The following is a 15862-nucleotide window of genomic DNA, read 5'->3' as shown; positions in this document are numbered from 1 at the left end:
CCGCACCACCGACCCGGAGGTCGTCCGCCCCATGGCCAACCACGACATCTACCGCGACGCCCGTGACCGGCTCGTCGCGCTGCACGGCGAGCACGAGAAGGCCGTCGCCGACTTCACCTGGCCGCAGTTCGACGGCGCGTTCCAGTGGGCGCACGACTGGTTCGACGTGATCGCCGACGGCGAGTCGCGGACCGCGCTGCGCATCGTCGAGGAGGACGGTGCCGAGGGTGCCTGGACCTTCGACGAGCTGCGCCGCCGCTCCAACCAGGTGGCCCGCTGGCTCGCCTCGCACGGCGTCGGGCGCGGGGACAGCGTGCTGGTCATGCTCGGCAACCGCGTCGAGCTGTGGGAGTCGATGCTCGCGGTGATGAAGCTCGGCGCGGTGATCATGCCGACGACCACCGCGCTCGGCGCCGTCGACCTGCCGGACCGGCTGGAGCGCGGGGGAGCGCGGTTCGTGATCGCCGACGCGTCCTGCACGGGCAAGTTCGACGGCCTGCTCGACGGGCTCACCGCGGTCTCGGTCGGCGGGTCCGCCGAGGGCTGGCTGGACCTCGCCGACTCCCGCGACGTCGACGACGCCCCGGTCGAGCACCCGGGCACCACCGCCGACGACCGGCTCCTGCTGTACTTCACCTCCGGCACCACCAGCCGGCCGAAGCTGGTCGAGCACACCCAGACGTCGTACCCGGTCGGGCACCTGTCCACCATGTACTGGCTGGGCATCACCCCGGGCGACGTGCACCTCAACATCAGCTCGCCGGGCTGGGCCAAGCACGCGTGGAGCTGCTTCTTCGCGCCGTGGATCGCCGGGGCGACGATCTTCCTCTACAACTACACCCGCTTCGACGCGGCGTCGCTGCTCGGCCAGATCCGGGACAAGGGCGTCACCACGTTCTGCGCTCCGCCGACGGTCTGGCGGATGCTGATCAAGGCCGACCTGTCCGGCGGACCCGGCTCGCTGCGCGAGGTCATCGCGGCGGGCGAGCCGCTCAACCCGGAGATCATCGAGCAGGTCCGGGCGCAGTGGGGTCTGACCCTGCGCGACGGGTTCGGCCAGACCGAGACGACGGCGTCGGTGGGCAACACGCCCGGCTCCGCGGTGAAGCCCGGGTCGATGGGGCGTCCGCTGCCCGGCGTCCCGGTGGTGCTGGTCGACGAGCTCACCGGCGAGGTCTCCGGGACCGAGGGCGAGATCTGCATCGACCTGTCCCGGCGGCCCACCAGCCTGATGGCCGGGTACCTGGACATGCCGGAGAAGACCGCCGACGCCATGGCGGGCGGCTTCTACCACACCGGTGACACCGCAACCCGCGACGAGGACGGCTACCTGTTCTACGTCGGCCGCACCGACGACGTGTTCAAGGCCAGCGACTACAAGATCTCGCCGTTCGAGCTGGAGAGCGTGCTCGTCGAGCACCCGGCGGTGCTGGAGGCGGCCGTGGTGCCCCAGCCCGACCCGGTCCGGCTCGCCGTGCCGAAGGCCTACGTCGCGCTGGCCCCCGGCCACGAGCCGACCCGGGAGACCGCGGCCGCGATCTTCGCCCACACCCGGGACCACCTGGCGCCCTACCTCCGGGTGCGGCGCATCGAGTTCTCCGAGCTGCCGAAGACGATCTCGGGCAAGATCCGGCGGGTGGAGCTGCGGGCCCGCGAGCGCGACGAGGCCGGGGCGGCCGCGGGCGGGGAGTGGCGCTACGAGGACTTCCCGGAGCTGAAGGGCTGACCGCCCTCCCCGGGAACGCTTTGGGGCGGTGTCCGCCGAGCCGCCTCGGACCGGACGGTCGGTCCGTCCCGGCAGTGAGCCGGGGACGGGCCGACCGTCTCTCTCACTTCGTGGAAGCTGCTACCGTCCAGCGGGAGAAAGTCGGGTTCGTGTCGCGACGACCGGCGCGCTCGACCGAGGTGAGGACTCCCGTGGACATGCTCCGTTTCCCTGCGGACACCATCAGGGCCCAGATCGCCGGCGTGCTGACGGCGTGGGGGATGGCACCGGAGCAGGTCGTGACCACGGCCGCGGTGATGACCCACACCGACCTGTCCGGGATCGATTCGCACGGGATATCGATGCTGATGTCCTACGAGGAGCTGTGGCGCTCGGGACGGCTGCGGCTCGACGCGCAGCCGGAGGTCGTCCGCCGGACCGCCGCGATGGCGTTGGTCGACGCGCAGGGGGGACTCGGTCATCCGGCCGCCGTCGCCGCGATGGAGCTGGCGATCGGGATGGCCCGCGCGGCCGGTGTCGGGGTGGTGTCGGTGCGCAACTCCCACCACTTCGGCGCGGCCGGCTACTACGCCGCGATGGCGGCCGAGGCCGGGCTGATCGGCCTGGTCACGACGTCGGCGAAGGTGGTGAGCGTCGTACCGACCGGTGGTGCGCTCCCGCGCCTGACCACCAACCCGATCGCGTTCGCCGCGCCCGCGCGGCGCAATCCGCCGTTCGTACTGGACATGTCGACCAGCACGGTCGCCGCGAACAAGGTCAAGGTCTTCGACCTGCTCGGCCGGCCGGTGCCGCAGGGCTGGGTGACGGACGAGGCGGGGGACCCGGTCACCGATCCGGCGGCCGCGATGGCCTACCTCCACGAGCACCTGTACGGCGGGCTCACCCCGTTGGGGGCGACGGTGCGACCGGCGGCCACAAGGGGTACGGCCTGGCGGTCATGGTCCAGATCCTCAGCGCCGCGCTGTCGGGCGCCGATCTCGCCGCGCGTCGGCCGCCCGGGGCCCCGGAGGACATCGGGCACTTCCTCCTCGCTCTCGACCCGTCCGTCCTACGCCCCGACGGGGGATACCTCGACGACGTCGACGAGCTGCTCGACACCCTGCGCGAGACGCCGCCCGTGGATGCCGAGGCGCCCGTCGTGGTCGCCGGCGATCCCGAACGTCGGCACCGCGAGGAACGGGCCGAACACGGCGTTCCCCTGCCCGGCAGCCTGCTCCGGAAGCTCGAGGCCGTCTGCGAGCGGGCCCGGGTCCCCTTCCTGCTCGACGCCTCCCGCTCGGCGGACGGGGGCACCACCACCTCGTGACCGGCGGCACCGCCGCCCGGGCGGAGTCTCAGCCGGCGGGGACCGCACGGCCGATGGCCAACGCGGCGCGCTGCACCTCGAGGCCGAGCGCGGCCGTGCGGGCCTCGGGGACGTCCTCGGTGTAGCCCGCCACCTGGACGGCGGCCCGGACGTCGCCGTGCAGCGGGATCGCCGCGGCGACGCTGGCGACCCCGGGGGCCCGCTCGTTGTAGGCCACCGAGTAGCCGAGTTCGCGGGTGCGGGCGAGGTCGGCCAGCACCGCCTCGACGTCGGGTGCCGGGTACTCGGCGGTCTCGCCGAGGCTCTCCAGCAGCGCGCGGGCGTCCTCCGCACTCCGCTGGGCCAGCAGCGCCTTGCCGGCGCCGAGGTGCAACGGCAGCCGGGCCCCGACCGGCAGTTCGTACCGGAGCCTGCGCTGCGCGTGCGCCCGGGTCAGGACGACGCGGGTGTCGTGGTACTCCCGGAACAGCGACGCGGTCAGCCCCGTCTCGACCGCCAGGTCGATGAGGACCGGACTCGCGACGAGCAGTAGCGGGTTGGTCGTCAGGTAGGCGTGCGCACCGAAGGTGAGGGCGACGCCGGGACGGTAGCCGGCGCCGCTGCGCTCGACCCGGTCCCGCGACTCGAGCACCGCCAGGATGCGCTGCGCGGTGGGCACCGGCAGTCCTGCGCGCCGCGCGATCTCGGTGAGCCGCAGCGGTTGACGCGCCTCGTCGAGCACCTCGAGGACGTCGATGGCCCGTTCCAGGGACCGCATCGTCGAGCTCTTGTCCATGCCGCCCCACTTCCGTCGCCGACCACGCACGCCCACCTTCTCACACAGTGGTAGATCGCCTCGCCAGGCGGGCGCGACGACGCCCTTGACAGGCCCGGAACCACGACCCACACTCATTCCGCGAGCAAGACTTCCATTCTGTGAGACATCTTCTCACCAGAGTCCAACATCGACGTCGGGACTGGTCCACATGCCGATCGCGCTCCTAGCGCTCTGTGCGTTCATCGCCGTCATCGTGACCTGGAACGTGGTCCTGCGCCGGAACATGGGCGAGGCCATGCTGATCGGCCTGCTGGTCACGGCGCTGTTCGCCGGTACCGGAGCGCCCCGGGCCCTGCTCGACGGCATGGTCGGCGCACTGGAGCACGAGGTCCTCTTCGCCGCGATGGCGTTCGTGCTGATGGCGTACGTGATCGACCGCCTCGGGCTCATCCAGCGGCTGCTGGCGATCCTCAACTCGGTGTTCGGGCGACTGCGCGGCGGCCCCGCACTCGTGGACACCGCGGGGTCGGCGGTCATGGGGGCGTTGTCGGGGTCCAACTCCGGCAACACCGCCGCCACGGGCTCCTTCACGGGGCCGTGGATGGTCCGCAGCGGCTGGAGCCCGACACGCAGTGCCACGATGCTCGCCGGGAACGGCGGCATGGGCGCGGCGCTCCCGCCGAGCGCCTCCATGGTCATCATGATCGGCTTCGCCGGCTCCATGGTGACCACCGGTCAGATCTATCTCGCCCTGCTCATGGCCGGGATCTACCAGATCGTGTGGCGGTTCCTGCTGATCTTCTGGTTCGTCCGCCGCGACGGCATCACCCGGGTCGACGACGAGGCGATCACCCCGCTGCGCGCCAGCGTCCGTGCGGCGGGAGCCGCCCCGCTGATCATGGTCGGCGCGTTCGTGCCGATCCTGCTCACCGTCGGCCCGCTGTCGGATCTCCTCGGGACGGACACTCCTCTCGGTGACTCCCTCGGCGACATCTCGATCCTGATCTGGATCCCGGTGCTGATCACGGCGATCGCACTGGTCGTCGGACGCAAGCAGCTGCCGAGCACCCGCGCGGGCTGGTTCGACTTCACCACCGGCGCCATGCCCCGCCTCGCGGTCATCGGCTCGCTGCTGTTCTTCGCCGTCGCGGCGAGCGAGGTCCTCAACGGCCTCGGGCTCGCCGACGACGTCGACCGCATCCTCGGCGGTCTGGCCATCAACCAGTACGTGATGGTCCTGCTCGTCGCGGTGCTGGTGGCCGTGGTGGCCGGGCCGCTGTCCTCGACCGCGACCCTGACAGCGGTCGGTCAGGTGTCCCTGCTCGCGCTCGTCGCCGTCGGCGTGGACCCCGTGCTCGCCGTGACGGCCATCCTCGTGTTCGCCTCGACCGAGGGTTCGTCGCCTCCGGCCTCCGGATCCATCTTCGTCGCAGCCGGACTCACCGGTGCGAAGCCGGAGAAGACCTTCGTCCCGCTGATCGTCTACTTCATGCTCCCCGTCCTGCTGATCGGATGCCTGATCGCGTGGGGCGTCCTGCCGGTGTCGCTGTGAACGACGCACCCCGCCCGCATCCCGCCCGGCCCCGAGGAGACGAGCCGATGTCCACCACCACACGCACCAGTCCCGTCGGCGTACGCGACCGCGCCCGGTCCGTCGCCAGGATCCTGTTCCTCACGGCGATGGCGGTGTTCGTCCTCATCGGCGCCGCCCTCGTCGTGCTCCAGGCCCTCGGTGTCGTCCTGATGCGACCCGCACTCGTCTCGGGGGCCTCGGACGTGCTGCTGGTCCCGGCCATCGGCGCCGCGGTCGTCTTCGGGCTCATCGCCTTCGCCGGTGGCTACCTGGAGGACCGCGAGCCCGCCGAGGACGCGTCGACCGGGGACTGACACCGGGCGATCCCGCCGCCCGAACACCCGCTCCATCTCGAGAAAGGCTCTCTCATGCACGCCACCGTTCTGGGACTCGGCGAGGCCGGCGCCGTCTACGCCTCCGGTCTCGCGGCTCACGGATGGACCGTCACCGGCTACGACCCGGCGTCGGTCCCCACGCCCGTGGGGGTGCGGCGGGAGGCCGGTCCCGCCGACGCCGTCCGCGGCGCCGACCTGGTGCTCAGCCTCGTCGGTGGGCGCCACGCGCAGTCGGCCGCCGAGGCCGTCGCACCACACCTCGACGAGTCGGCCGTCTACGCCGACATGAACGCCGGGGACCCGGCGGCCAAGATCCTGATCGCCGACGCCGTCGGGGCGGGCCGCTTCGCCGACGTCTCGGTGATCGGGCCGGTGCCGCGCCACGGCATCGCGACGAGCGTGGTGATCAGCGGGGCCGGGGCCACGGCCGCGGCCGGACGGTTCCGCTCCTTCGGTGCCGACGTCGACGACATCGGGGGAGCCCCCGGTGACGCATCGGCGCGCAAGCTGCTGCGCACGACGTGGATGAAGGGGCTCGGAGCGCTCATCACCGAGGCGCTGCGGGCCGGGCGGGCCGCGGGTGCCGAGGAGTGGGTCGCCCGGCAGATCGACGGGGAGCTGGCCGACGGCACGGCGACCCGGGAGCGCCTCCACATCGGCACGGCCAAGCACGCGGCGCGCCGCGCCGGCGAGTCCGATGCGGCCGTCCACCTGCTCGACCAGCTGGGGGTGGCACCGGGCATGACCCGCGCGACGGCGCAGCTGCACCACACCCTCGCCGACGAACAGCTCGTCGACCAGGAGGCCCTCCTGGACACCTACCGCGGGCTCGCGGTGGCGACGATCGGCGACGCCCAGGACCGCATGGGCATGATGGACGGCGGCATCCACGCCCTCTACAAGGGTGCCCGCGCGGTCGGCCGGGCCCGCACCGTGTGGGTCCGCAGCGGGGACAACGCGGCGATCCACCGGGCGCTGCAGAACGTCCGGCGCGGTGACCTGATCGTGGTCAACGGGCACGGCGACACCACGCGGGCCCTGATCGGGGAGCTCATCGCGGAGCGGGCACTGGCCCGCGGCGTGACCGGCATGGTGATCGACGGGGCGGCTCGCGACGTCGTCGAGCTGGAGAGGATCGGTTTCCCGGTGTGGGCGCGGGCGACCACGCCGGCCGGGCCGTTCAAGCACGGGCCCGGACGGATCGACGAGCCGGTCGCCGTCGGCGGGGTGGTGGTGCAGCCCGGCGATGTCGTCGCCGCCGACGACGACGGCGTCATCGTGGTCCCCGCGGCCCGCGCCGCCGCGACCGCGGTCCGCGCCCAGGAGGTGACCGCGGACGAGGAGCGACGCCGTACCGCGATCCGCGCCGGAGCGGCCTGACCCCGCGTGGCCCCGGGGATGCCGGGGCCCCGCCGGGCGCCATGGCCCGGCCCTGGGCGCCCGGTCGGCGTCGGCGACCTCAGCCGATGCCGAGCTGCACGAACAGCAGCCAGGCGACCACCGGCACGATCGCGATCATGGCGATCGCCCAGAGGAGCAGGGCGCGGAAGAACATCCGCTCCAGCCGGGGCGGCGCGCTCGCCATCAGCAGCGCGCCGCTGGTCGACATGGGACTGGTGTCCACCACCGACGAGCTGATGCCGACCGCCGTGACGACGCCGACCACCGACAGGGTCGGGTCCGCCGCGATGGGGGCGACGACGGGGCCGATCACCGTCAGGGTGCCGGTCGTCGAGGCGAACGCCGAGACCAGCCCCACGACGTAGCTGACCGCCAGCGCGGCGAGCGACGCGTTGCCGAGCCCGGCGATGCCCTCCTGGAGATCGTCGAGGGCGCCGATGGTCTCCAGCATGCCGACGTAGGTGACGATGCCGGTCACCAGCAGGATGGCCGACCAGGGCATGGCGTCGATGACGGGCTTCTGCACCGAGGGGCGCACGATGATGAGGACCAGGGCGATGACCAGCGTCGCCACCCCGACGTCGATCCCGAGCACGGTGGTGAGGACGAGCAGCGAGCCCATCCCGATGAGGGTCAGGATCCGCATCGGGGTGGCCCGGACCCGGGTGATCCCGGAGACGGCCGTGCGTTCGGCCACCGCGGTGGCCGCGCCGCCGCCCGGACCGGGCTCCCGCCCGGCCGCCGGGCTGTCGGTGTCGCCCGCCGGGTTCGCGGCGGACGACCGCCGGTCGAGCCATCCGACGGCGGACTGCACGACCGCGTAGGCGACGACGGCCAGCACCGCGTTGAACGCGAACACCGACAGGAACAGCCGCAGGGTCGCGTCGCCACCGGCCCCGGCCTGGTCGAGCATGTCGTTGGCGATGACGCCGAACGGGTTGACCGGGGAGAACGCGCCCGCGTTCGCGCCCTGGATGACGACCAGCCCCATCGCGAGCGAGCTGATCCCGAACCGGGATCCCAGGGCCAGGGCGACGGGCGCGACGATGGCGATCGCCGCCGGGGTGAACGCGCCGGCGGCGGCCAGCAGCGCGGCCAGGGCGAACATGAGGACGGGGACCAGCAGCCGGCGGCCGCCCGCGAGCCGCTCGGCCCAGTAGGCCATCAGGTCGATGGTCCCGGTCTCCCGGACGATGCCGAACAGCAGCGTCGCCCCGACCAGGATGAGGAACAGCCCGGCGGGGAACTCGCCGATGACGTCGGAAAGCGGCAGGCCGGCGGCCAGTGAACCGACCCCGAACGCCGCGACGAGCGCGAGCAGGCCTGCGCTGATGCTGGTCAGCGAACCGATGACGAACGCGGCGACGAGCACGAGGAAGGCGAGGACGGAGAGTGTCATGACGCCCTCATCCCGCCAGCAGGCGGCCGGCGCCGCTGATCGCGGGGGTGTGTCCGAGCGCCCGGAGCACCTCGTGGGTGGTCGCGGTGGCCGCGGTCACCACCGGCAGCCCGAGCTCGTCCTCCACGGCCTGGACGGCGGGCAGCGACGGCATCTGCACGCACGCGGACAGGACGACGGCCTCTGCCCCCTCGAGCCGGAGCCTGCGGGCGATCCCGGGCAGCGCACCGGGGTCGAGGCAGCCGACGGCGAGGTTGTCGTCGACCTCCAGGCTCGTCGCGTCCAGCACTTCGATCCCCGAGCCCTCGACGTAGTCGGAGACCATCCGGGTGAGCGGCCGCATGTAGGGCGTGATCATCGCGACGCGGCCGACGCCCATCCCGGTCAGCGTGCGGACCAGGGCTCCGGCGCTGCTGACGACCTCGGCGGGGTGGCCGTTGCCGGCGGCCGCCTCGGCGATCAGCCGCTCGGACTCCGCGTGCGCGCCCGGGCCCTGGGCCATGACGGCCACGAGGCAGGCGTAGGCGATGACGTCGACGTCGGCGTCGGACACGGCCACCGCGCACTCGGCGGCCTTCCCGACCATCGCGAGCAGCTCCTCGCGCGTCACGTTCTTCAGTGCCGCGCGTGCGGAGTGGAACGTGTACCGGTGCCCGGTGGCCGCGGTCTGACGGGCGAACAGCTCGGGGAGCTCGGTCTCCATCGTCGTGTTCGAGCTCGGGACGATCAGGCCGACGCGGGTCGGCCGAGGGGGCGACGCTCCGGGGGCTCCGGACTGCGTGAAACCGGTCATGTGCGGGGACCTCACTCCGTTGTGCCGTGATCTGAACCCACATAGTGGGTGGCCAACCCAGAATCCGGGCTGTAGGCTGCGATGTCAACAGGCGACCGACGGCCGGAGGGTGATCTCGTGACGGGGAGCAAGGGGGACGGGCGCGGTGGCACGCTGGTGTTGCGCAAGATCAGCTCGATCCTCGACAGCTTCACCCTGGAGTCCCCCGAGCCCACGCTGCGGGACCTGGCGAAAGCGACCGGGCTGCCGTCGAGCACGTGTCAGCGCCTCGTGCAGGACCTGGTGGCCGAGGGCTATCTCGACCGGGACGGCGACCGCTACCGGATCGGGATCGCGTTGGTGCGCTGGGCCGCGCCGGGGGCACTCGGGCTCGACGCGGTCCGGCTGCTCCGGCCGCTCCTGGCGGACCTGCGCGACCAGACCGGCGAGAGCGCCTGCCTCTACGTCCGTGACGGCACCTTCCGGACGATCGTCGCCGCCGCCGAGACCCGGCACGTCGTGATGCGGCCGTTCCGGGTCGGCATGGTCATGCCGATCCACGCCGGCGCGCCCGGCAAGGTGTTCCTCGCCTTCGATCCGGGCGCCCGGAGCGAGCTGGGGGAGGCCACGCTCGAACGGTTCACCGACCGCACCCCGGCCTCGACCGTGGAGCTGGACCGGCAGCTCGACGAGGTGCGCGCCGCCGGTGTCGCGGTGGCGTTCGGGGAGCGGCATCCCGACGTCGGCTCGGTCGCCGCCCCGGTCCGCGACCACACCGGGGATCTCGCCGTGGTCCTCGGCGTGGGGTTCCCGACCTCCCGTATCGGTCCGGCCGACGTCGAACGGCTCGTCGGCCCGGTCGTCACGGCCGCCCGCGACGCGACCCACGAGCTGGGAGGCCGTCCGCCCGCCGACCGGGGCTGAGTGCGGGGCGTCCCGTCCTGGACGGGATGCGTCCGGGCCGCTGGTAGTTCCGAGGATGGGAGGTCGGTGCATCGCCCTGCGCCGTCCCGTGTTCGTTCGGGATCACGTCGACGACTCATCGACCGCGCGGTGGACCTGGCCGGGCGGTCCCGCAGCGGTCGTGACGTCGACCCCGGGTGCGCGCCCCTCGACCCCGGTGACCTGCACGAGCTCGTGACCGCGCTGTCCTCGATCGCCTGCTGGAGACACTGCAGGGGCGCGATCAGGGGTTCACGACGCCGGGGAGAACCGGGTGGCCCGCAAGCGGGCCGCCCGTCGCCGCTCGTCGAGCACACCGCCGCCGACGTCGTCGCGGAGCGCGGCTACGAGGGTGCGGGATTCGACGAGATCGGCGCCCGGCTGGACCTGCGGGGCCCCAGCCTCCACCACTCCTACTCCTCCCAGGAGGAGCTGTTCCTCCGCACCGTGGAGAACGGGCACGCCGAGGTGCTCGACCGGCTCCGGGCGATCGCGGCGCGCGACCTGCCCGCGGGGGAGCGGCTGCGGCTGCTGTTCGTGGAGCAGGCGATCATCGAGTTCCGCGACTTCCGTGCGTTCGCCTCGCTCTTCCTGATGTCGGTGCCGGTCCCGGCGATCGCCTCCCGGCTCGCGGAGCTGCGCCGCGAGCACGGACAGGTCTTCCGGTCCCTCGCGCGTGAGGTCGCCGAGCAGCACGGCGTCCCGCCCCGACGGGCGAGCATCGCCGTGCTGCCGGCGCTGGGGGCCCTGGGCAACCTGCACTCCTGGTACCGCCCCGACGGCCCGCTGTCCCTGGATCAGATCGCGACGGAGGTCGCGGACGTCCTCCTGCAGCCCTTCCTCACCGCGGGCTGATCGGACCCGCCGGGGCCGGGACGGACGCGCGGGCCCCGAGGAGCGCCGCCACGAGGGCTCCGGTCACTCGGGCCGGTGGTCAGGCCGGGGCCGGGACGGGCCGGAACGCGGCCTCGGCGGCCTCGGCGACGACCCGGTCCTGCTCCCCGCTGCCTCCCGAGACCCCGACCGCGCCGACGACGTTCCCGTCGCTCCCGTGCAGCGGCACCCCACCGGCGAAGATCATCACTCGGCCGTGGTTGGAGCCGTTGATGCCGAAGAACTGCTCGCCGGGCTGGGAGCTCGTCGCGAGGTCGCCGGTCGGGATGTCGAAGGCCCGTGCGGTGAAGGCCTTGTTGATCGAGATGTCGATGCTGCCCATCCAGGCGTCGTCCATCCGGATGTGGGCCACCAGGTTCCCGCCCGCGTCGACCACCGCCACGTTGCTCGGAGAGCCGATCTCGTGGGCTTTCCGCTCGCCCGCGGCGATCACCCGGCGGGCCTCCTCGAGGGTCACTGTCTCGATCTGTCGCATCGTCGTGTCCTTTCGGGGCCGGCCGCCGGGTGCGGCGGTCCGGCCGGTCTGCTCGGGCAGCCGGTTCCGGAGGGGGTGCGGACGACCTCGGTCCGGCCGTCCACGCGGGCGGTGGCGATGGCGGAGGGCATCGGGTGGCGGGTCCTCCCGCAGACGGGTCCGTGTGCTGTCCGCCCCGTGCTCGGTGCGTCGGTCAGGCCCGGGCGGGCACGGCGGCGAACCGGGTGACGATCGCGGCGCAGAAGGCGGGGAGGTCGAACGGGGACCGGCTGGTGACGAACTGGCCGTCGACGCAGACCTCCTCGTCGACGACCTCGGCGCCGGCGTTGCGCAGGTCGGTGCGGATGCTCGCCCACGAGGTGAGCCGGCGCCCCCGGACCACGTCGGCCTCGACGAGGGTCCACGGGCCGTGGCACACCGCCGCGACCGGCCTGCCGGTGGCCACGAAGTTCCGAACGAACTCGACCGCGACCGGGTGGGTGCGCAGCTGGTCGGGGTTGACCGTGCCCCCGGGCAGCAGCAGGGCGTCGTAGTCGTCGACCGAGGCCTCGGCGACCTCCCGGTCGACGGTGACGGTGCCCGCGGGGTCCTTGTCCCACTCCCGGGTCCACAGCGATCCGGTGTGGATGGACAGCACCTCGACCCGGGCCCCGGCGCCGTAGAGCGCGCCGCGGGGGAGGTCGAGCTCGACGCGTTCCACGCCGTCGGCGGCGAGGATCGCGACCGTCCGGCCGTGCAGGTCCCCGGCCGTCACCGGTCGACCCCGTCCCGGACGGGCCGGCCGGCGCCGGGGTGCCCGGGCCGCTCGAGCAGGCCCTGGACGACCTCGGTGACGACGCGGCAGTGCTGCGGGAGTGCCGGTCTGCGCTCGCGGACCCGGGTGACCAGGGTGAGGGCGAGGTCGGCGAGCTTGGTGTTGGTGTGCTGGGAGATGCGGGTCAGCAGGGCGAACGCCTCGTCGGCCTCGATGCCGTAGTGGGCGACCAGGATGCCCTTGGCCTGACCGATCGCGTCCCGGGTGTGGAAGGCTCGGGCGAGGTTGTCCACCCGCCGCTGGAGCACGGTGGTCGGGTCCTGGTCGGGTCCGGTGGCCGTGCGGGGCCGTTCCCGTCCCGGGTGGTCGGTGGCGAGCTGTGGCGACATCAGGGGTGTGCTCCCCTTCCGGTGGCTGCGGTGAGCTGGTGCGCCGGGCCCGGCGGGTCCTTGTGGCGCGGTCACGACGCTAGAGAGCCCCGGGGCACCGCGATCGGGCCCGACATGGCCAGCGACACCGTCGAGGTCCGGCCCGGCGGGCCGTGGCCGCCCCGGCCGGGGCAGGCCGGCACCGGCGGTCGGAGCAGGCCGTGTGTCCGTGCCCGGGAGATCACCCGGGCCCGGTTGCGGGCCTCGAGCTCGGCGACGCTCAGGACGCGGTCGGGGGTGACCGGCGCGGCCCTGTCACCGCACCGGCGGGCGAGGCCGGGCAGGATCTGGACCTGCACTACACCGAACGGACATGGTGCGTGGTCACCGCCCGGTACGACCCGGCGGCAGCGGGGGGAGCGGGGTCGCGCTTCGGTGCCGTGACCCGGCCCGGCACGTCCAGCCACACCGCCGAGGTCGGACCCGGCGGGCCGAGGCCGCGGCCCTCCGCGCCTCCCATCCTGATCTCGGCCGGACCCGGGCAGCCGGATCGGACCACCGTCGAGGGGAGAACACATGTCGGTCGGAGTGGGACTGCTCGTGACACTGGAGGCGCGGCCGGGCAAGGAGAGCGACGTCGAGGAGTTCCTGCAGGCGGGGCGCTCACTGGTCGGTGAGGAGCCGGCCACCGTGGCCTGGTTCGCCGTCAGGCTCGGTCCGACGACGTACGCGATCGTCGACTTCTTCCCCGACGACGACGGCCGCACCGCCCACCTGCAGGGCCGGGTCGGCCAGGCGCTGGGTGAGCGGGCCGACGAGCTGTTCGCGACGGCGCCCGACATCGTGCGGCTCGACGTCGTGGCGTCGAAGCTGCCCTGACCGGGGCACTCCCGGGCGGGAACGGGTGCGGTGGATCAGCGGCCCGGGACCGCGCCCGGAGGACGGGGGCGCTCCCGGGCCGCACCCGCGCCGCCGAGGACCCGCCAGGCGCGCGACGCCACGTGTGTCAGCCCCCGTGGGTCCGAGCGCAGGATGCCGGTCGTCCGGCGGAGCGCGGTCATGGTGTCCCTCCCGGGAAGCCGGTGGTACGGCTGTCGGGCACGGCGGGTGACCGGCGGCGAGAACCGCCGCACGGCGCTGTCCCGGTCCACCGGGAGCACGGCACCGCTGATCGTGCGTGGGGCCGGGCTCCCGAGGCCGGTCAGCCGCCGCACCGCGCGCCCGGCGGCGGCGTCACGAGGTCGACGAGGTAGTCGGTGACGGCCCGGTCGACGCAGGCGTTGCCGCCGTAGAGGGCGATGCCGTGCTGGGCCGCCTCGACGGTCAGCAGGCTGCCGCCCAGAGCTCGGGCGAGGTGGACACCGCCCTGGTAGGGGGTTCCCGGGTCGTCGGTCAGCGAGAGGGTCAGGGTGGGTGGCAGCCCGGCCGTGTCGGTGCTCCAGGGGAGGGTCCGGCTGGGGGGCTCGGGCCACCCCTCGCACTCGTAGTGGGTGGGTCCGCCGGGGCGGCCGGGGTCGAGGAACGGGGCGGCTCGCCGGGCCCGGTCACGCAGTTCGGCCTGTTCGGCGGGGGTGCGGCGAGGGTTGTCCATGCAGCGGGTGGCGAGGTTGGCGTCGATGTGGGTGGAGCCGCCGTAGTGGCCGTCGGGGCCGCGTCCGAGGGCCGCGTCGCGCAGGGCGAGCAGCGTGTCGCCGCGTCCTGCGGCCAGGTCACGGAGGCCCTGGAGGAGCTGGGGGCGCTGGGCGGGGGAGAACAACGAGCTGTAGACGGCCGGGACCATGTCGGTGTAGGTGAGTGTGCGGCCGTCGGTGGTGGGGGCGGGGTGGTCGAGCAGGGGGCGGGTGAGGTCCTGGAAGACCTCGGTCGCGCGGGCCGGGTCGGTGCCCAGCGGGCAGTCCGGCTCGGTGGCGCAGGTGGCGGCGAGGCCGTCGAAGGCCTTCTGCCAGGCCGCGAACTGCGACAGACGGAGCTGTGCCTCGGAGATGTCGGGGTCGACGGCGCCGTCGACGACCATGGCGCGCAGGTTCTGCGGGAACGTCTGGGCGTACATCGCACCGAGCTCGCTGCCGTAGCTGTAGCCGAGGTAGGTGAGCTTCTCCTCGCCCAGGGCGGCGCGCAGGACGTCCATGTCCTGCACGACGTTGTCGCTCCCGACGCTGGTCAGCGCCTCGACTCCGCCGGTCGCGTCGGTGCAGCGGCGGGCGATGTCGCGGGCCCGGTCGGTGTCGGCGACATCGAACAGGTAGGTCGAGGGCAGTGCGTTGCGATCGGTCTCGGCGTCGGTGAAGCAGTCCACCCGAGGTGTCGATGCGCCGACTCCGCGCGGGTCGAACCCGATGACGTCGAAGCGTTCCCCGACCGGGACGTTGTCCCAGACCGGGCCCAGGGAGGCCACGAAGCTCGCTCCGGACCCACCCGGACCGCCGGGGTCGACCAGCAGCGAACCGATCTTCTCGCCGCGTGCCTTCGCCCGGAGCAGGGCGACCTGCCCGCGGGGGCCGTCGGGGTCGGCGTAGTCCAGCGGGACCTGGACGCGTGCGCAGTCGAAGCGGTCGTTCGCGTAGAGGGCCCGGTCGGCCGCCGAGGTGGCGAACCCGTCGCAGGGCTGCCAGGTGATCTGCTGGTCGTGGACGGCGGCGAGCTGTGGTGGCGGTGTGGTCGCGGCCGCGGCGGCTGCTCCGGGTGGGGCGGGGGCGCCGCAGGCGGCGACGGCGGTCAGCGACACCACTCCCACGGCGAGCCGGAGCAGGTGTGAGCGGAACATGTCGTCTCCTCGGGTCGATCGGGTCGTGTCCCATCGCACCCGCGCACGCACCGGTGGCACAGTGGCGTGAGGTCACCGCAGCACATGACGCCGTGTCACTACCGTCGCCGAGGAGCGTGCCGGACCGTTGACGACCATGAAGCTGCTGGACCTGGTCCTCACCGCCGTCACCGTCCTCTCCGTGACCGTGGTCATCGCCTACGTCGGACTCGCCTACGACACCGGGCTGTTCACCGTCCTGCCCGAGCCGGTCACCGCGTTCTTCCTGCGGAACGGATCCCTGCAGTGGGTGGCGCTCGCCGTGCTCGTCGTGGGGCTGATCGGCAAGACTCTGGTCGGGCGCACGCTGAAGCAGCGCCGCCCGCAGCCGACGCGGTCGTGACCGACCGCCCCACC

17 protein-coding genes and 1 pseudogene are annotated in these 15862 nt (G+C 73.4%); 10 read left to right on the top strand and 8 right to left on the bottom strand.

What is annotated here, in order from left to right:
• Positions 1-31: 31 nt before the first annotated feature.
• The 3 genes and pseudogenes from DMP15_RS26770 (at position 32) to DMP15_RS26760 (ending at position 3032) form a co-directional block, all read left to right on the top strand.
• Positions 32-1726 carry an AMP-binding protein gene (locus tag DMP15_RS26770; RefSeq protein WP_100879538.1) on the top strand — a complete coding sequence of 565 codons (1695 nt, stop codon included), beginning with the start codon at positions 32-34 and terminating at the stop codon, positions 1724-1726.
• A gap of 197 nt (positions 1727-1923) precedes the next feature.
• Positions 1924-2562 (top strand): annotated as a pseudogene (locus DMP15_RS30410) (Ldh family oxidoreductase); the annotation flags it as partial.
• The gene (locus tag DMP15_RS26760; RefSeq protein ID WP_337826723.1) at positions 2523-3032 is read left to right on the top strand and encodes an Ldh family oxidoreductase; all 510 of its coding nucleotides are present in this window, start codon (positions 2523-2525) and stop codon (positions 3030-3032) included. The pseudogene DMP15_RS30410 and the gene DMP15_RS26760, both read left to right, overlap by 40 nt.
• A 28-nt stretch (positions 3033-3060) precedes the next feature.
• On the opposite strand, the gene DMP15_RS26755 is transcribed toward DMP15_RS26760, so the two are convergent.
• Entirely contained in the window at positions 3061-3807 is a 747-nt protein-coding gene (locus DMP15_RS26755) for an IclR family transcriptional regulator (protein ID WP_179761138.1), read from the bottom strand.
• Positions 3808-3997: 190 nt separating this feature from the next.
• On the opposite strand from DMP15_RS26755, the gene DMP15_RS26750 reads away from it, so the two are divergent.
• The 3 genes from DMP15_RS26750 to DMP15_RS26740 are packed head-to-tail and all read left to right on the top strand — an operon-like array spanning position 3998 to position 7077.
• Positions 3998-5341, top strand: a complete 1344-nt coding sequence (locus DMP15_RS26750; RefSeq protein WP_073577538.1) for a TRAP transporter large permease subunit — start codon at positions 3998-4000, stop codon at positions 5339-5341.
• Between the two features lie 47 nt (positions 5342-5388).
• The gene (locus DMP15_RS26745; protein ID WP_073577539.1) at positions 5389-5676 is read left to right on the top strand and encodes a hypothetical protein; all 288 of its coding nucleotides are present in this window, start codon (positions 5389-5391) and stop codon (positions 5674-5676) included.
• Between the two features lie 54 nt (positions 5677-5730).
• Positions 5731-7077 carry a DUF1932 domain-containing protein gene (locus DMP15_RS26740; protein ID WP_337826619.1) on the top strand — a complete coding sequence of 449 codons (1347 nt, stop codon included), beginning with the start codon at positions 5731-5733 and terminating at the stop codon, positions 7075-7077.
• A 79-nt stretch (positions 7078-7156) separates the two neighbouring features.
• On the opposite strand, the gene DMP15_RS26735 is transcribed toward DMP15_RS26740, so the two are convergent.
• Complete coding sequence (locus tag DMP15_RS26735) at positions 7157-8497, bottom strand: SLC13 family permease (RefSeq protein ID WP_073577541.1); 1341 nt, start codon at positions 8495-8497, stop codon at positions 7157-7159.
• Positions 8498-8504: 7 nt separating this feature from the next.
• The gene (locus DMP15_RS26730; protein WP_073577542.1) at positions 8505-9290 is read right to left on the bottom strand and encodes a maleate cis-trans isomerase family protein; all 786 of its coding nucleotides are present in this window, start codon (positions 9288-9290) and stop codon (positions 8505-8507) included.
• Between the two features lie 117 nt (positions 9291-9407).
• Between DMP15_RS26730 and DMP15_RS26725 the strand changes: the two genes are divergently transcribed.
• Together DMP15_RS26725 and DMP15_RS26720 are read left to right on the top strand one after the other, a co-directional pair.
• Entirely contained in the window at positions 9408-10193 is a 786-nt protein-coding gene (locus DMP15_RS26725) for an IclR family transcriptional regulator (RefSeq protein WP_253066884.1), read from the top strand.
• A 129-nt stretch (positions 10194-10322) separates the two neighbouring features.
• Positions 10323-11066 carry a TetR family transcriptional regulator gene (locus tag DMP15_RS26720; protein ID WP_073577544.1) on the top strand — a complete coding sequence of 248 codons (744 nt, stop codon included), beginning with the start codon at positions 10323-10325 and terminating at the stop codon, positions 11064-11066.
• Between the two features lie 79 nt (positions 11067-11145).
• Here DMP15_RS26720 and DMP15_RS26715 read toward each other — a convergent pair whose 3' ends face one another.
• The 4 genes from DMP15_RS26715 to DMP15_RS26700 form a co-directional block, all read right to left on the bottom strand.
• On the bottom strand, positions 11146-11580 hold the full coding sequence (locus tag DMP15_RS26715) for a GlcG/HbpS family heme-binding protein (protein ID WP_073577545.1): 435 nt from the start codon (positions 11578-11580) through the stop codon (positions 11146-11148).
• 193 nt (positions 11581-11773) lie between these two features.
• The gene (locus DMP15_RS26710) at positions 11774-12334 is read right to left on the bottom strand and encodes a type 1 glutamine amidotransferase domain-containing protein (RefSeq protein WP_073577546.1); all 561 of its coding nucleotides are present in this window, start codon (positions 12332-12334) and stop codon (positions 11774-11776) included.
• Entirely contained in the window at positions 12331-12723 is a 393-nt protein-coding gene (locus DMP15_RS26705; RefSeq protein ID WP_073577547.1) for an ANTAR domain-containing protein, read from the bottom strand. The genes DMP15_RS26710 and DMP15_RS26705 overlap by 4 nt, the downstream gene beginning before the upstream one ends.
• Positions 12724-12794: 71 nt before the next feature.
• On the bottom strand, positions 12795-13061 hold the full coding sequence (locus DMP15_RS26700; RefSeq protein WP_073577548.1) for a hypothetical protein: 267 nt from the start codon (positions 13059-13061) through the stop codon (positions 12795-12797).
• Positions 13062-13278: 217 nt separating this feature from the next.
• On the opposite strand from DMP15_RS26700, the gene DMP15_RS26695 reads away from it, so the two are divergent.
• Complete coding sequence (locus DMP15_RS26695; protein WP_073577549.1) at positions 13279-13581, top strand: putative quinol monooxygenase; 303 nt, start codon at positions 13279-13281, stop codon at positions 13579-13581.
• A gap of 322 nt (positions 13582-13903) precedes the next feature.
• Here the strand turns inward: DMP15_RS26695 and DMP15_RS26690 are convergent, their stop codons facing one another.
• Complete coding sequence (locus tag DMP15_RS26690) at positions 13904-15466, bottom strand: alpha/beta hydrolase (protein WP_073577551.1); 1563 nt, start codon at positions 15464-15466, stop codon at positions 13904-13906.
• 136 nt (positions 15467-15602) lie between these two features.
• On the opposite strand from DMP15_RS26690, the gene DMP15_RS26685 reads away from it, so the two are divergent.
• Positions 15603-15848, top strand: a complete 246-nt coding sequence (locus DMP15_RS26685) for a hypothetical protein (RefSeq protein ID WP_073577552.1) — start codon at positions 15603-15605, stop codon at positions 15846-15848.
• Positions 15849-15862 lie beyond the last annotated feature (14 nt).

The organism is Pseudonocardia sp. UM4_GMWB1, assembly GCF_017312155.1.
In the GTDB taxonomy this organism is placed as follows: domain Bacteria; phylum Actinomycetota; class Actinomycetes; order Mycobacteriales; family Pseudonocardiaceae; genus Pseudonocardia; species Pseudonocardia alni.
This window is presented reverse-complemented; position numbering and strand designations above follow the sequence as displayed.

What these genes read in the sequence shown, in the direction of transcription:
- DMP15_RS26750 (WP_073577538.1), top strand. Translation starts at nt 3,998, where the DNA reads ATGCCGATCGCGCTCCTAGCGCTCTGTGCGTTCATCGCCGTCATCGTG.
- DMP15_RS26770 (WP_100879538.1), top strand. Translation starts at nt 32, where the DNA reads ATGGCCAACCACGACATCTACCGCGACGCCCGTGACCGGCTCGTCGCG.
- DMP15_RS26715 (WP_073577545.1), bottom strand. Translation starts at nt 11,580, where the DNA reads ATGCGACAGATCGAGACAGTGACCCTCGAGGAGGCCCGCCGGGTGATC.
- DMP15_RS26685 (WP_073577552.1), top strand. Translation starts at nt 15,603, where the DNA reads ATGAAGCTGCTGGACCTGGTCCTCACCGCCGTCACCGTCCTCTCCGTG.
- DMP15_RS26730 (WP_073577542.1), bottom strand. Translation starts at nt 9,290, where the DNA reads ATGACCGGTTTCACGCAGTCCGGAGCCCCCGGAGCGTCGCCCCCTCGG.
- DMP15_RS26745 (WP_073577539.1), top strand. Translation starts at nt 5,389, where the DNA reads ATGTCCACCACCACACGCACCAGTCCCGTCGGCGTACGCGACCGCGCC.
- DMP15_RS26690 (WP_073577551.1), bottom strand. Translation starts at nt 15,466, where the DNA reads ATGTTCCGCTCACACCTGCTCCGGCTCGCCGTGGGAGTGGTGTCGCTG.
- DMP15_RS26705 (WP_073577547.1), bottom strand. Translation starts at nt 12,723, where the DNA reads ATGTCGCCACAGCTCGCCACCGACCACCCGGGACGGGAACGGCCCCGC.
- DMP15_RS26735 (WP_073577541.1), bottom strand. Translation starts at nt 8,497, where the DNA reads ATGACACTCTCCGTCCTCGCCTTCCTCGTGCTCGTCGCCGCGTTCGTC.
- DMP15_RS26695 (WP_073577549.1), top strand. Translation starts at nt 13,279, where the DNA reads ATGTCGGTCGGAGTGGGACTGCTCGTGACACTGGAGGCGCGGCCGGGC.
- DMP15_RS26755 (WP_179761138.1), bottom strand. Translation starts at nt 3,807, where the DNA reads ATGGACAAGAGCTCGACGATGCGGTCCCTGGAACGGGCCATCGACGTC.
- DMP15_RS26740 (WP_337826619.1), top strand. Translation starts at nt 5,731, where the DNA reads ATGCACGCCACCGTTCTGGGACTCGGCGAGGCCGGCGCCGTCTACGCC.